Genomic DNA, 12,690 nt, shown 5'->3' on the forward strand with positions numbered 1-12,690 from the left:
CAACACAAGGAGCGTCGCGAACACCGTGGCAACTGACAGCGAGACAACTGAAACCCCCGAACTCGGTTACACCCTCTGGGCAGTGTTGCGGCGTGACCCGCTGCGCGCGGCAGCGGGCTCCATCGACGACCTGGCCGACATCGTCACCCGGGTGGACGCCGCAGGCGTCGACATCCGCGGTTTCTACGATGTCTCCGGGATGCGAGCGGATGCCGACCTGATGGTCTGGCTGCACGGGCCGGTGCCCGAGACACTGCAGTGGGCGCTGCGCGAGCTGCGCCGCGCCGGGCTGCTGTCCACGCTGCTGCCGACCTGGAACGTGATGGGCGTGCACCGCGACGCGGAGTTCACCGCCAACCACCTGCCGGCGTTCATGCGCGGCAAGGAGCCGAAGCAGTGGCTCACCGTGTACCCGTTCGTGCGTTCCTACGAGTGGTACCTGCTGCCGGACGACGAGCGGCGGGCAATGCTCGGCAGCCACGGGCGCAAGGGCGCCGAGTTCCCACAGGTGCTCGCCAACACCGTCGCCAGCTTCGCGCTCGGTGACTACGAGTGGATCCTCGCCCTCGAAGCCGATGACCTGGTCGACCTGGTCGACCTGATGCGGCACCTGCGGCAGACCGAGGCCCGGCGCCACGTGCGCGAAGAGGTGCCGTTCTTCACCGGACGCCGCATCGAACTAGCCGACATCGCCGAGGTGCTGGCGTGAGCACCGTGAATCAGGTGCTCGGCGCGACCGAAGCCGCTGCATCCGGAGTCCCGCATGTGACCGAGCCGGTCGCTTACGACGCCATCCTGCTCGCCGGGTTCGGCGGGCCAGAGGGTCAGGACGACGTCATCCCGTTCCTGCGCAACGTCACCCGCGGTCGCGGAATCCCCGAGGAGCGGCTCGAAGAGGTCGCCCAGCACTACCGCCACTTCGGTGGGGTCAGCCCGATCAACGACCACAACCGCGAGCTGAAGGCCGCGCTCGAGGCGGAACTCGCCGCGCGGGGTGTAGAGCTGCCGGTCATCTGGGGCAACCGCAACTGGGAGCCCTACATGAAGGACGCGGTGCTCGAGGCGCACGAACGCGGCTTCAACCGGCTGATCGCCATCGCCACGAGCGCCTACAGCTCGTTCTCCAGCTGTCGGCAGTACCGCGAAGACTTCGCCATGGCCCTCGAGGAAACCGGGCTGCTCGGCACCGTGCAGATCGACAAGGTGCGCCAGTTCTTCGACCACCCCGGTTTCGTCACGCCGTTCATCGAGGGTGTCGAGCGTGCATACGGGCAGCTCGCCGAAGACGGGATCACCCCGGATCAGACGCACGTGCTGTTCGCCACTCACAGCATCCCGAGCGTTGACGCCGAACGCAGCGGTCCCCGCGATCGTGACTTCGGCGAGGGCGGCGCGTATGCCGCGCAGCACCTGGCCGTCGCCGAGGTAGTGATGGCCGCGGCCGCTTCTTCGGTGGTCGAGCCTGCCGAGACCGCTGCCAGCGCGCCCTGGTCGCTGGTTTACCAGTCCCGCTCCGGCCCGTCGAGCATGCCGTGGCTGGAGCCGGATATCAACGACGCGATCGCCGCGCTCGACAAGGACCAGATCAAGGCGGTCATCATCGTGCCACTCGGCTTCGTCAGCGACCACATGGAAGTCATGTGGGACCTCGACAACGAGGCCATGGAGACCGCGAAGGAGAACGGTCTCACCGCGATCCGCGTGCCCACCCCGGGTGTGCACGCCGAATACGTGAAGGGCCTTGTCGACCTGGTGCTCGAGCGGGTCAACGGCACGCCGGTCGAGGAGCGCCCTGCACTGACCGATCTCGGTCCCTGGTACGACGTCTGCCGACCGGGCTGCTGCGAAAACGTGCGAGCGGGCTTCAAGCCGGCCGCTGCGGGGGTGGCCCCGTGACCGCCCTCCGCATCGGCACCCGGGGCAGCGAACTCGCCATGTCGCAGACCCGCCAGATCGTCGAAGAGCTGAAGAAGAAGACCGGGCACGAGGTCGAGATCATCTCGTTCACCACGCAGGGCGACCGGTCCAAGGAGTCGCTGGCTTCGCTCGGCGGTACCGGCGTGTTCGCGGCCGAGCTGCGGAAGGCGCTGCTGAACGGGGAGTGCGACGCAGTCGTGCACTCGCTAAAGGACCTGCCGACCGCTGTGCTGCCTGGCCTCACGATCGGTGCGATCCCCAAGCGCGCCGACGCGCGGGATGCGCTCTGCGCCCGCGACGGGCTGACCATCGACACCCTCCCAGAGGGTGCACGGGTCGGCACCGGCTCCCCGCGGCGCCAGGCGCAGCTGAAGGCGCGCCGGCCGGATATCGAGATCGTCGACATCCGTGGCAACGTCGACACGCGGCTGGGACGCGTGGCATCCGGCGATCTGGATGCCGTCATCCTCGCCGTAGCCGGACTCACCCGCCTCGGCCGCACCGAGCACATCACCGAGATCCTCGAACTCTCCGAGTGGCCGACCGCGCCCGGACAGGGAGCGCTCGCGCTCGAGGTGCGAACCGGCGACGAGAAGCTGGTCTCCGCGGTCGACCACAAGCCCACCCGCATCATGGTCGAGGCCGAACGCGGCGTGCTCGCCCACCTCGAGGCGGGCTGCTCGGCCCCGATCGGTGCCCAGGCGATGATCGAGGACGGCATGCTGTTCGTCTCGGCCCGCGTCTACCGGCCGGACGGCTCGGGTCACCTGACCAGCTCGCACGCCCTGTATGTCGCCGATTCGGCGGATCCTGCCGGCGAGGTCTCGGTGCGGATCGGCGATGAGCTACTCGCCGACGGTGCGGGCGAGATCGTCCCGCTCGGCGGGCGGTCATGACCAAACCCCTGTCCGGCTGGCGCGTGCTCGTGCCCCGTGGCGGTCGCTGGGGCGACTCGGTCGGCTCGCGGCTGCGCACCCTCGGCGCCAGCCCCGTGGTGGCGCCGATGATCAACTTTGCGAGCACCACCGAACCGGAGGAGCTCGCCGCCGCGCTGCGGTCGCTGGAGGATGGCCACTTCGACTGGCTCGTCGTCACCAGCGCGACCACCGTCGACGTGCTCGCCAGCCACGGAACCAAAATTCCCGCGAACACGAAGGTCGCCGCGGTGGGCGAGACGACCGCGGCCGCGCTGGGCCTGGCCGGCTACCGCGCCGACTTTATTCCGGTCGGAGAATACTCAGCGCGCGGCCTGGTTCGCGAATGGCCGATCGACGGTGCGAAGCGAGGACGGGTGCTGCTGCCGCAGTCCGAGATCGCCGAGCCCACGCTGCTCGCCGGACTCACCCGGCTGGGCTTCGAGGTGACGTTCATCTCGGCGTACCGCACCGTCGGCGTTCCCGTCGCGGCGCAGGTGAAAGCGGATGTCGCGGCCGGAGACATCCGCGCGATCCTGGTCAGCTCAGGCAGCGTGGCACGCCAGGTGGCCGAGCAACTCGCGCCGCTGCCGTTGCAAACCGTGGTCGCCTGCATCGGCCCGCGCACCGCGTCTGATGCGCGCGCGGCCGGACTGCCCGTCCACGTCATCGCCGAGACCCGCTCGGCCGATGCCCTGATCGACGCCCTCGTCGAGTATGCGGAGACCGAAGCGTGACCCAGCCCATCGAGCGACCCCGCCGACTGCGGACCACCCCGGCGATGCGCCGACTGGTGGCGGAGACCCGCCTGCACCCGGCCGAGCTGATCCTGCCCATGTTCGTGCGCGAGAACATCACCGAGCCGGTGCCGATCGGCTCGATGCCAGGGGTCATGCAGCACAGCCTGGACTCCTTTCGCGCCGCGCTCACTGAGGCGGCCGAAGCCGGAATCGGCGGGGTGATGTTGTTCGGCGTGCCCGAGCACAAGGATGCGATCGGTTCGGGCGCTACCGCCGAGAACGGCATCCTGAACGTCGCCACCCGGATCGCCGCCAGCGAGGTGGGCGACGCGCTGGTCGTGCAGACCGACCTCTGCCTCGACGAGTTCACCGACCACGGGCACTGCGGAGTTCTCGACGCCCACGGCCGCGTTGACAACGACGCCTCCCTCGAGCGTTACGAGCAGATGGCGCTCGCGCAGGCCGCCGCCGGTTCGGCGCTGGTCGGGCTCTCCGGCATGATGGACGGCCAGGTCGAGGCGGTGCGGACCGCGCTGGACGGGCACGGACTCACGGATGTCGCGATCCTCGGCTACGCGGCCAAGTACGCGTCCGCCTTCTACGGACCGTTCCGCGAAGCGGTGGACTCCTCGCTGGTCGGCGACCGGCGCACCTACCAGCAGGACCCGGCCAACCGTCGCGAGGGTCTCCGCGAGGCCCGCCTCGACATCGAGCAGGGCGCCGACGTGATCATGGTCAAGCCGGCGATGAGCTACCTCGACGTACTCGCCGACGTCGCCTCCATCAGTGACATTCCGGTCTGGGCATATCAGGTCAGCGGTGAGTACGCGATGATCGAGGCGGCCGCCGAGCGGGGCTGGATCGACCGGGAGCGGGCGGTGCTGGAGAGCCTGATCGGCATCCGGCGCGCCGGCGCAGACGCAATCCTGACCTACTGGGCGGTGGAGGCAACGCAATGGCTGAGATGACCGGTATCAACGAGCGGCAGTTCGCCCGCGCCAAGCAGTCGATCCCCGGTGGTGTGAACTCACCGGTGCGCGCCTTCGGCTCGGTCGGCGGCACCCCACGCTTCCTGGTCAAGGCCCAGGGCGCCTACGTCACCGATGTCGAGGGCCGCGAGTACGTCGACCTGGTCGCCTCGTGGGGCCCGTCGCTGCTAGGTCACGCGCATCCGGCGGTCGTCTCCGCGGTGCAGGAGGCTGCCGCAAACGGGTTGTCCTTCGGCGCGTCCACGCCCGGAGAGACCGAGCTGGCCGAACTGGTGCGAGAGCGCGTGCACTCCGGCAGCCACCGGGAGCAGGCGGCGGCCCACCCGGTTGAAAAACTCCGGCTGGTGTCGACCGGCACCGAGGCCACCATGACCGCGATCCGACTGGCGCGCGGTTTCACCGGCCGGGACCTCCTTGTGAAGTTCTCCGGCCACTACCACGGCCACTCGGACTCGCTGCTCGCCGAGGCCGGCTCGGGCGTGGCGACGTTGGCGCTGCCCGGCTCGGCCGGGATCCCCGCCGCTGTTGCCGCGCAGACACTGGTGCTGCCGTACAACGACCTCGCTGCGGTGGAAGAGGCGTTCGCCGAGCACGGGCACCGGATCGCCGGCGTCATCGTGGAAGCGGCCGCCGCGAACATGGGCGTGGTTCCTCCGGCTCGCGGATTCAACCGGCAGCTGTCCCGGATCGCCACCGCGCACGGCGCGCTGCTAATCCTCGACGAGGTGCTCACCGGTTTCCGCGCGGGTCCCGCCGGCTGGTGGGGACTCGAGGCCGCCGAGGTAGTGCCGGATGGCGCCGGCTGGGTGCCCGACCTGATCACATTCGGCAAGGTCATCGGCGGCGGAATGCCGCTGGCCGCGATCGGCGGACGGGCCGACGTGATGGACTACCTCGCGCCGACCGGCCCGGTCTACCAGGCGGGAACACTGAGCGGCAACCCGCTCGCGGTCGCGGCCGGTATCGCCACGCTGCGCGCCGCGGACCAGACCGTCTACGCCCGACTGTCGCAGGTGGCCGACACGGTGTCGTCGCAGGTCTCCGCGGCCCTCGCCGCGGAAGGAGTCGAGCACACCGTGCAGCGCGCGGGCACACTGTTCTCGTTCGTGTTCGCCGGTACGGCGCCGCGGGACTACGCCGACGTGAAGCGGCAACAGGCGTTCCGCTACCCGCCGTTCTTCCACGCCATGCTCGAGGCAGGGGTGAACCTGCCGCCGTCGGTGTTCGAGGCGTGGTTCGCGATGGCAGCGCACGATGATGCCGCTGTGAACCGCATCATCGACGCGTTGCCCGCCGCGGCGAAGGCCGCGGCATCCGCCCGCCCGGCATCCTGACCAACGCAGCGGGCCTCGTTAGAACCCCACCGCAGCCAGCACGTCGGTGAGCGTTTGCGGGCCACCGACGTTCCCCGGCACGACCACGTAGAGCACCTGGTGCCCATCGAACGCGGTCAGGTCCCACACCGAGATGCCCGGGAGCACTTGACCGAGCACACGGGCCGACTCTGCGCCCAGCCCGATGCGGGCGACGTCGGCTGACGTGATGCCGCCCTTGGCAATGACGACATCGACCCGGGGTGCGACGGCACGCACTGCGAGGGTCAGCGACTCCATGACACGACTGCCGTGATCGAGGCTGTTGTGCTCACTCAATCGGTTTCGCTCAGACATGATCATGGCCAGTCCGCGTTCATCGAGCTGTTGCGCTGCTGCCCTGGCCGCTCGGTCGGCGGTCCGGGCGCTGTCCGACAGCGCGTCGGCCGTCGGTACCACCACAGGGTCGCCCCAGATGTCGATGACCGGCTCCATCTGCCGGCTCGCGCCCGCCGTGTGCGAACCGCAGACCAGCAGGGTACGCCGACGCTCGGTCACCAGTGGCGTCGAAAGGAAACCGTCGCTGACGACACCCGCAAGTGCCGCAGCAAGTGGTGCCGCAGAACGCACGACGATGTCACGCCCGGCCTGTTGGGCCGCGGTGATGGCCGCGGCGATCACCGCGATGTCGTCGTCATCGCTGACATCCGGAACCACGACGCTGCCCGCGGGTGCCGAGCCCAGCACCGCCAGGAACAGGCCGTCGCGGATAGCATCCAGCGGGACGTGCACGGCCGGATGGCTGGACTTCTCGGCGACGTAATCGACGAGCCGGCCGCTCGAGAATGGGAACACGGGGTCGGCGGCGTACTCCGTCTCGTGGGCCGGGATCGCCACGCCATCGACCGTGACCAGGTGCATGCCGTCGACGGTGATGCGGCCGCCGGCCGGAAATGCCGGCACGAAGACCATGATCGACCCCTCGTTCGAAAAGACCTCGCTCTCGGCGAAGACGTGCCCACGCAACGTCGAGTCCCCACGGAGAACAAATCGGACGTCCTGACCCAGGCGTTGGGCCGCCTCGAGTCCGTCTTCCCGTACCGATCGAACGAGCGCCACCGCGCTCTCCTCGCTGATGGCTCGCGAGTTGGTCTGGACGTAGACGCTGTCCTCCAGGCGCAGCGCCTCGGTGAGCAAGTCGGCGTCAGACTTCAGCAGCACAGTTACGCCGGCGGCCGACTGTGTGCCGGTTGGGTCGTCGTCGAGAACGATCGTCTTCACGGGGGAGCATCCTTCGCATTCAATTGGTCTGACCAATGTTGACATACCTGACGAGGGCGTCCTAGGGTCGACTCCGGATTGACCACGCGGGGCACCGAGGCGCCGGGGTCGGGTGGAGCGGCATGAACAACAACTTCGAGGATTTCGTTGAACACCTCATCCGGCTCACGACTCCCGATGAGGCTGGGGTTCGCCGGTTGCCCCCTGAGCGCGACTTGTGCGCCGCCCTCGACGTCAGTCGCGCGACCTTGCGCGAACACCTGGCGATGCTCGAGAACCTCGGCGTGTTGCACCGCCGGCAGGGCCACGGCAGCTCCATCGAAGCATCCGACGCCTCGTTCATCCGGACGTCCTTCTCGCTGATGCGTCGCCTGGGTTACCTGAGTGACGACGAGGTCACGCGGGCGCGCGAGTTGATCGAGGGAGCCATCGCGGGCGAGGCAGCGAGGCGAGTCGCCGACGCGGATCTCGACGACCTCCGCAGGTTCGCGACCGACATCGTGAGGGAATCCAGCGCGGGCAACGACGATGCCGCACTCGATGCCGACCTCGCCTTTCATAACCGGCTGTACGAGATCGTCGACAACCCCATCCTCACCATGCTCAATGAGGGACTCAGCCCGGTTCTGCGTGAGCATGTGCGATCGCGCCGTGCCCTGGCAATGCGCGCCGATCCGAAGAAATCGGATGGCCCGATCGTCACCGACACGGTGCACCAGGAAGTCGTCGACGCGCTCGCGAGTCGCGACCCGGAACGCGCGACCGCCGCCATGCGCAAGCACTTTGTCGATTACGAACTGCTCACCACAAACACCGCGACTCCTGGAGACCTGTCATGACTGCCATCAATTTCGTTGGACTCGGAGCGATCGGATTGCCGATGGCGATCCAGCTCGCTCGAGCCGGACACGACGTCACCGGGGTCGATCCGATTCCGGCAGCGCGGGACCGTGCGGAATCCGAGGGCATCACGGCGGTGGCCTCGATTTCGGATGCCGGGGCAGCAGACCTCGCGATTGCGATGGTGGCGACGCCCGACCAGCTCGAGGTGCTCATCACCCAGGCGGCGGACAGCGTCGCTGGCCAGACCTGGGTGATCATGTCAACCGTCGGTCCCGAAGCGCTCGTCGCGCAGTCGAAGCGCCTCCAAGCGGCAGGCGCGACGATCGTGGACGGACCGGTCACCGGGGGCGTGGCGCGCGCGTCGATCGGTGATCTGGTGATCTTCGCGTCCGGCGACCCGGACCTGATCGCCGAAGTTTCGCCCGTGCTGTCCGTGCTCGGCACGGTTCGGATCGTCGGGACGCGACTCGGCGACGGGCAGAGCATCAAGGTCGTGAACCAGCACCTCGCTTCAGTGCACATCGTCGCCGCGGCCGAGGCGCTGAGTCTCGCACGGTCCCTCGGCCTCGATGAGGCAGCAGTCCTGGACCTGGTCGGACCAGGCGCGGCCGGGTCGTGGATGCTCTCCGACCGGGGGCCGCGCATGCTCCTCGGCACCGATGCGCCGGTCATGAGCACTATCAACATCTTCGTCAAGGACAGCGGGCTCGTGAGTTCGGCGGCTGCCGCGGTGAACGCTGACGTGCCGCTGTTGAAGGCCGCGCAGGAGCGCTACCTCGCCGCCGAGGCTGCCGGGTTGGGCCTGCGCGACGACAGCCGGGTCATCGAGACCTACCAGGCCTGACGAACCATGCAGACAGGATTACAGTTTCAGGTTCCGCCCATCGTCCTGGGCACCATGACGTTCGGCGACACCGTCGACCGGGCGACAGCAGCCGAGATCGTCGACGCGGCGCTCGAGAAGGGCGTGCGGTGGTTTGACACCGCGAACAGTTACAGCGACGGGGCGAGCGAGGAGATGCTGGGCGGCATCCTCGGGGCCAGGGACGATGTCATCGTCGCGACGAAGGTCGGCCAGCCGCAGTCGAGTGTTGGCGAAGACCGCCTTCTCTCGCGAGAGAAGGTGCGGCGATCGGTCGAGGCGAGCCTGCGGCGGCTCGGACGCGATCACGTCGACGTGCTCTACCTGCACAAGCCTGATCGCTCCACGCCCATCACGGAGACGTTGGACGAGGTCGCGGCGCTCGCGAGCGAGGGAAAGGTGCGCCAGCTGGGTATCTCGAACCATGCAGCGTGGCAGATCGCGGCGGTGAGATCGGTGGCCGCTGAGGTGGGTGCACCCCCGGTTGCGGTGAGCCAGCAGCTCTACAACGCGGTCGCGCGCCGACTGGAAGAGGAGTATCAGGAGTACGCAGTCACCACCGGATTGCCGACGGTCATCTACAACCCGCTCGCGGGTGGGCTGCTGACTGGTCGCTATCACGCGACGACCGATGCCGCGCAGGGACGCTTTGGGGATGCGCGTAACGCCAAGGAGTATCGCGCGCGGTACTGGAACGAGCGATTCTTCTCAGCGGTGACAACCCTCGCGCAGGTCGCGGACGACGCCGGGATGCCACTACCCGAGCTGGCCCTGCGGTGGACCATCGGCCGTCCCGCGGTGCAGGGGGTGCTCATCGGGGGATCCCGTGTGACGCATGTGGAAGAGAACATCTCCGCGCTCCTGCGGGGGCCGTTGCCCGCCGACGTGTCGGCTGCAGCCGACGAGGTCGGTGCGGAACTCCGCGGGCCGATGCCCGCCTACAACCGCTAGGGCGCAGGATTCCTCTGTTCATCGCTGGTCCTTTCGCGCCCTGGTTAGCGGCAAGATTATCTTTCCTATAGGATTCTTGACCAAGCGGTGAACATCACGCTGAAATCTCGAGTGCAACGGAGCAGTACGCATGCCGACCGAACAGAACGCATACACAGCCGAGACGTGGCCCATCGCCACCTGTCTGCATGGCTTCCCCTCAGTCGATCGAAACGGTTTGGCGATGCACGACGCGCCCGCCGAGGTCTGGGATGACATGCTGGCCCAGGTCGAGGCGGTGGGCTTCTCGATGATCGAGCTGGCCGACAGCCACATCCGCCCGGCCGATCTCGAGCCGGCGCGCCGCGACGAGTTCCTGGCCATCGCGGCCTCGCGCGGCGTCAGCGTGCCCTCGGTGCACCTGCAGCGGCAGAGCGTCATCATGCCGGGTCACGAAGAGCGCAACCTCGCTTACGCGCACCGCACGATCGACGCGGCGGCAGAGTGGGGCATGCAGGTGTTCTCCACCGGACTGCACCAGCCGTTCAGTGACGCGCAGAAGAAGGCGCTCTGGTTCTGGACCGCCGAAGGGCCCAAGGACCCGGACGACAAGGATGTCTGGAACGCCGCAGTCTCGCGGATTCGCGAGCTCGGAAAGCACGCAGCCGACGTCGGGCTTCCGCTCTCGCTCGAACTGTACGAAGACACGTACCTCGGTACCGCCGACAGCGCAGTCCGCTTCGTTGAGGAGGTCGGGCTCGACAATGTTGGCCTGAACCCGGATGTCGCCAACCTGATCCGTCTGCACCGCCCGGTCGAGGACTGGCGTGAACTGTTCGCCAAGACCCTGCCGTACGCCAACTACTGGCACGTGAAGAACTACACCCGTGATGAGTCTGCCGACAAGAGCTGGGCCACCTCGGTGCCCTCGACCATGGAAGCCGGCTTGATCAACTATCGCGAAGTGTTCCGCGATGCGATGGCCCTCGGTTACAGAGGAATCATCATGACTGAACACTACGGCGGAGACAGCCTCGGCATGTGCGCCACGAACCAGAAGTACATCCGCACGCTGCTGCCTCGCGCCTGAGAGAGAAGGAAGAACAATGACACAACGTAAGATCGCCGTCGTCGGCTCGGGATACATGGGTGGCGGTATCGCTCAGGTGTTCGCCCTCTCTGGCGCCACGGTTCGCATCGCCGACATCTCCGAAGAGATCGCCGTCACGAACTACAACCGCCTCATCGAAGAGGCCAGGCAGTTCGTCGCCGATGGATTGTTCCCGGCCGACGCCGTCGAACGACTCGAGGCGAATCTGTCGCCCGCGGCATCCATCGAAGAGGCAGTGGCGGACGCCGACTTCATCGAAGAGGCCGTGCCCGAGAAAATCGAGATCAAGCACGAGACCCTTCGCCGGATCAGCGCGGCGGCGCGCGCCGACGCCATCATCGGCTCGAACACCTCGACCATCCTGATCGGCTCGCTGGCGGAGGCCGTCACCGGCCCGGAGCGATTCCTCGGCGTGCACTTCTCGAACCCGGCCCCGTTCATCCCGGGCGTCGAGTTGATTCCGCACGCCGCCACCGATGACGCGGCCGTCGTGGTCGTCGAGGAGATCGTCGCGGCGACCGGCAAGGAAACCGCGCGGGTCCAGGACTCGACCGGGTTCGTGCTCAACCGCCTGCAGTACGCGCTCTTCCACGAGGCGACGCAGATCGTCGACGAGGGCATTGCGACGCCTGAGGACATCGACACCATCGTGCGCACGACCTTCGGGTTCCGCCTGCCCGTGTTCGGCCCCTTCGCGATCGCCGACATGGCCGGCCTGGATGTTTACGCGTTCTGCTACGCATCGCTGCAGACCCGCTGGCCCGAGCGGTTCGCCACGCCCGAGTCGTTGCAGGCGCTGGTTGATGCCGGCAAGTTCGGCACCAAATCCGGCGCCGGCTACCTGGACGTTCCCGCCGACCGCACCGCGGAGCTGGTCGCCTACCGGAACAAGGCGTACGTGGCCATCAAGAAGCTCATGGACGAGCTTGGCCCCGCGCCGATCCACCCCGCGAATTGAGACTGGAGTACCAACATGACTGCATTTCCTGAAACGCGCACCGTTGTCCTGACGGGCGCCGCATCGCCGCGGGGCATCGGACGGGCGTCCGCCCACTATCTCGCCGAACACGGCTGGAACATCGGAATCATCGACCTGGACGCCGAGGCCGCACAGGCCGTGGCAGCCGAGATCGCCGCCCAGCACGGGGTCAAGGCCGCGGGTGCCGGGGCCAACGTCGGTGACGAGGCCCAGGTTCGTGCCGCCTTCGACAAGCTGGAGGCGGAGCTTCCGCAGATCGTCGGCCTGGTGAACTTGGCCGGTGTGTCCTCCCCCGTTCCCTACCTCGAGGTCACTGCCGAGGAGTGGAACCGCGTGATGGACATCAACATGAACGGTGTCCACTACGCCACTCGTCGGGCGGTGGAGTCGATGGTGAAGAACGGTGTCGGCCGCGTCGTGAGCCTGTCCTCGGTTTCCGCCCAGCGTGGCGGCGGCACGTTCAGCAAGACCGTCTACTCCGCGGCGAAGGCCGGCGTCATCGGGTTCTCACGGAGTGTTGCGCGTGAACTCGGCCACCAGGGAATCACCGTGAACGTGATCTCGCCCGGGCCGATCGACACCGACATCATGGGTGGCACCCTCACCGAAGAGCGCAAGACGCAGATGGCCGCCGATGGGGTGCTTCCTCGTATCGGGACCCCGCGCGACATCGCCGCTGCGATCGCCTACCTCCTCAGCGAGGACGCCGGATTCGTGACGGGGCAGACCCTGAACGTTGACGGCGGCCTCTACATGCATTAGGAGGCGACTGGTATGTCAAGCCCCTGGTCCAAGGGACGCATCCTCTTTC

Annotated in this window: 13 protein-coding genes; 12 read left to right on the plus strand and 1 reads right to left on the minus strand. The window is 67.7% G+C overall.

The window, feature by feature from the left end; genetic code table 11:
* Positions 1-25: 25 nt before the first annotated feature.
* The 6 genes from hemQ to hemL are packed head-to-tail and all read left to right on the plus strand — an operon-like array spanning position 26 to position 5,894.
* Complete coding sequence (gene hemQ, locus GO591_RS00315) at positions 26-709, plus strand: hydrogen peroxide-dependent heme synthase (RefSeq protein ID WP_157154986.1); 684 nt, start codon at positions 26-28, stop codon at positions 707-709.
* A complete protein-coding gene (locus GO591_RS00320; RefSeq protein ID WP_370455311.1) occupies positions 706-1,896 on the plus strand; it encodes a ferrochelatase in 1,191 nt (396 codons plus the stop codon). The genes hemQ and GO591_RS00320 overlap by 4 nt, the downstream gene beginning before the upstream one ends.
* A complete protein-coding gene (hemC, locus tag GO591_RS00325) occupies positions 1,893-2,813 on the plus strand; it encodes a hydroxymethylbilane synthase (protein WP_157154987.1) in 921 nt (306 codons plus the stop codon). The genes GO591_RS00320 and hemC overlap by 4 nt, the downstream gene beginning before the upstream one ends.
* Positions 2,810-3,568 (plus strand): uroporphyrinogen-III synthase, encoded by a 759-nt coding sequence (locus GO591_RS00330; RefSeq protein WP_157154988.1) that lies wholly within the window; start codon positions 2,810-2,812, stop codon positions 3,566-3,568. Before hemC ends, GO591_RS00330 begins: the two co-directional genes overlap by 4 nt.
* Positions 3,569-3,612: 44 nt before the next feature.
* Entirely contained in the window at positions 3,613-4,539 is a 927-nt protein-coding gene (hemB, locus tag GO591_RS00335; protein WP_232466426.1) for a porphobilinogen synthase, read from the plus strand.
* Complete coding sequence (gene hemL / locus GO591_RS00340; RefSeq protein ID WP_370455312.1) at positions 4,527-5,894, plus strand: glutamate-1-semialdehyde 2,1-aminomutase; 1,368 nt, start codon at positions 4,527-4,529, stop codon at positions 5,892-5,894. Before hemB ends, hemL begins: the two co-directional genes overlap by 13 nt.
* Before the next feature lie 18 nt (positions 5,895-5,912).
* Here the strand turns inward: hemL and GO591_RS00345 are convergent, their stop codons facing one another.
* Positions 5,913-7,154 (minus strand): four-carbon acid sugar kinase family protein, encoded by a 1,242-nt coding sequence (locus GO591_RS00345; RefSeq protein ID WP_157154990.1) that lies wholly within the window; start codon positions 7,152-7,154, stop codon positions 5,913-5,915.
* A 122-nt stretch (positions 7,155-7,276) separates the two neighbouring features.
* Between GO591_RS00345 and GO591_RS00350 the strand changes: the two genes are divergently transcribed.
* The 6 genes from GO591_RS00350 (at position 7,277) to GO591_RS00375 (ending at position 12,641) form a co-directional block, all read left to right on the plus strand.
* Entirely contained in the window at positions 7,277-7,993 is a 717-nt protein-coding gene (locus GO591_RS00350; RefSeq protein WP_157154991.1) for a FadR/GntR family transcriptional regulator, read from the plus strand.
* Positions 7,990-8,841, plus strand: a complete 852-nt coding sequence (locus GO591_RS00355; RefSeq protein WP_157154992.1) for an NAD(P)-dependent oxidoreductase — start codon at positions 7,990-7,992, stop codon at positions 8,839-8,841. Before GO591_RS00350 ends, GO591_RS00355 begins: the two co-directional genes overlap by 4 nt.
* A gap of 6 nt (positions 8,842-8,847) precedes the next feature.
* Complete coding sequence (locus GO591_RS00360) at positions 8,848-9,810, plus strand: aldo/keto reductase (RefSeq protein ID WP_157154993.1); 963 nt, start codon at positions 8,848-8,850, stop codon at positions 9,808-9,810.
* A 223-nt stretch (positions 9,811-10,033) separates the two neighbouring features.
* On the plus strand, positions 10,034-10,879 hold the full coding sequence (locus GO591_RS00365) for a sugar phosphate isomerase/epimerase family protein (protein WP_232466216.1): 846 nt from the start codon (positions 10,034-10,036) through the stop codon (positions 10,877-10,879).
* A 16-nt stretch (positions 10,880-10,895) separates the two neighbouring features.
* The gene (locus tag GO591_RS00370) at positions 10,896-11,858 is read left to right on the plus strand and encodes a 3-hydroxyacyl-CoA dehydrogenase family protein (RefSeq protein ID WP_157154995.1); all 963 of its coding nucleotides are present in this window, start codon (positions 10,896-10,898) and stop codon (positions 11,856-11,858) included.
* Between the two features lie 15 nt (positions 11,859-11,873).
* Positions 11,874-12,641 (plus strand): SDR family NAD(P)-dependent oxidoreductase, encoded by a 768-nt coding sequence (locus tag GO591_RS00375; RefSeq protein ID WP_157154996.1) that lies wholly within the window; start codon positions 11,874-11,876, stop codon positions 12,639-12,641.
* Positions 12,642-12,690 lie beyond the last annotated feature (49 nt).

The sequence above is a fragment of the Diaminobutyricimonas sp. LJ205 genome (assembly GCF_009755725.1).
Lineage (GTDB): Bacteria > Actinomycetota > Actinomycetes > Actinomycetales > Microbacteriaceae > Ruicaihuangia.

Bases quoted from the DNA above. Each gene is read 5' to 3' on its own strand.
- hemB (WP_232466426.1), top strand. From the start codon at position 3,613: ATGCGCCGACTGGTGGCGGAGACCCGCCTGCACCCGGCCGAGCTGATC.
- hemL (WP_370455312.1), top strand. From the start codon at position 4,527: ATGGCTGAGATGACCGGTATCAACGAGCGGCAGTTCGCCCGCGCCAAG.
- GO591_RS00375 (WP_157154996.1), top strand. From the start codon at position 11,874: ATGACTGCATTTCCTGAAACGCGCACCGTTGTCCTGACGGGCGCCGCA.
- GO591_RS00365 (WP_232466216.1), top strand. From the start codon at position 10,034: ATGCACGACGCGCCCGCCGAGGTCTGGGATGACATGCTGGCCCAGGTC.
- GO591_RS00330 (WP_157154988.1), top strand. From the start codon at position 2,810: ATGACCAAACCCCTGTCCGGCTGGCGCGTGCTCGTGCCCCGTGGCGGT.
- GO591_RS00370 (WP_157154995.1), top strand. From the start codon at position 10,896: ATGACACAACGTAAGATCGCCGTCGTCGGCTCGGGATACATGGGTGGC.
- GO591_RS00355 (WP_157154992.1), top strand. From the start codon at position 7,990: ATGACTGCCATCAATTTCGTTGGACTCGGAGCGATCGGATTGCCGATG.
- GO591_RS00350 (WP_157154991.1), top strand. From the start codon at position 7,277: ATGAACAACAACTTCGAGGATTTCGTTGAACACCTCATCCGGCTCACG.
- GO591_RS00360 (WP_157154993.1), top strand. From the start codon at position 8,848: ATGCAGACAGGATTACAGTTTCAGGTTCCGCCCATCGTCCTGGGCACC.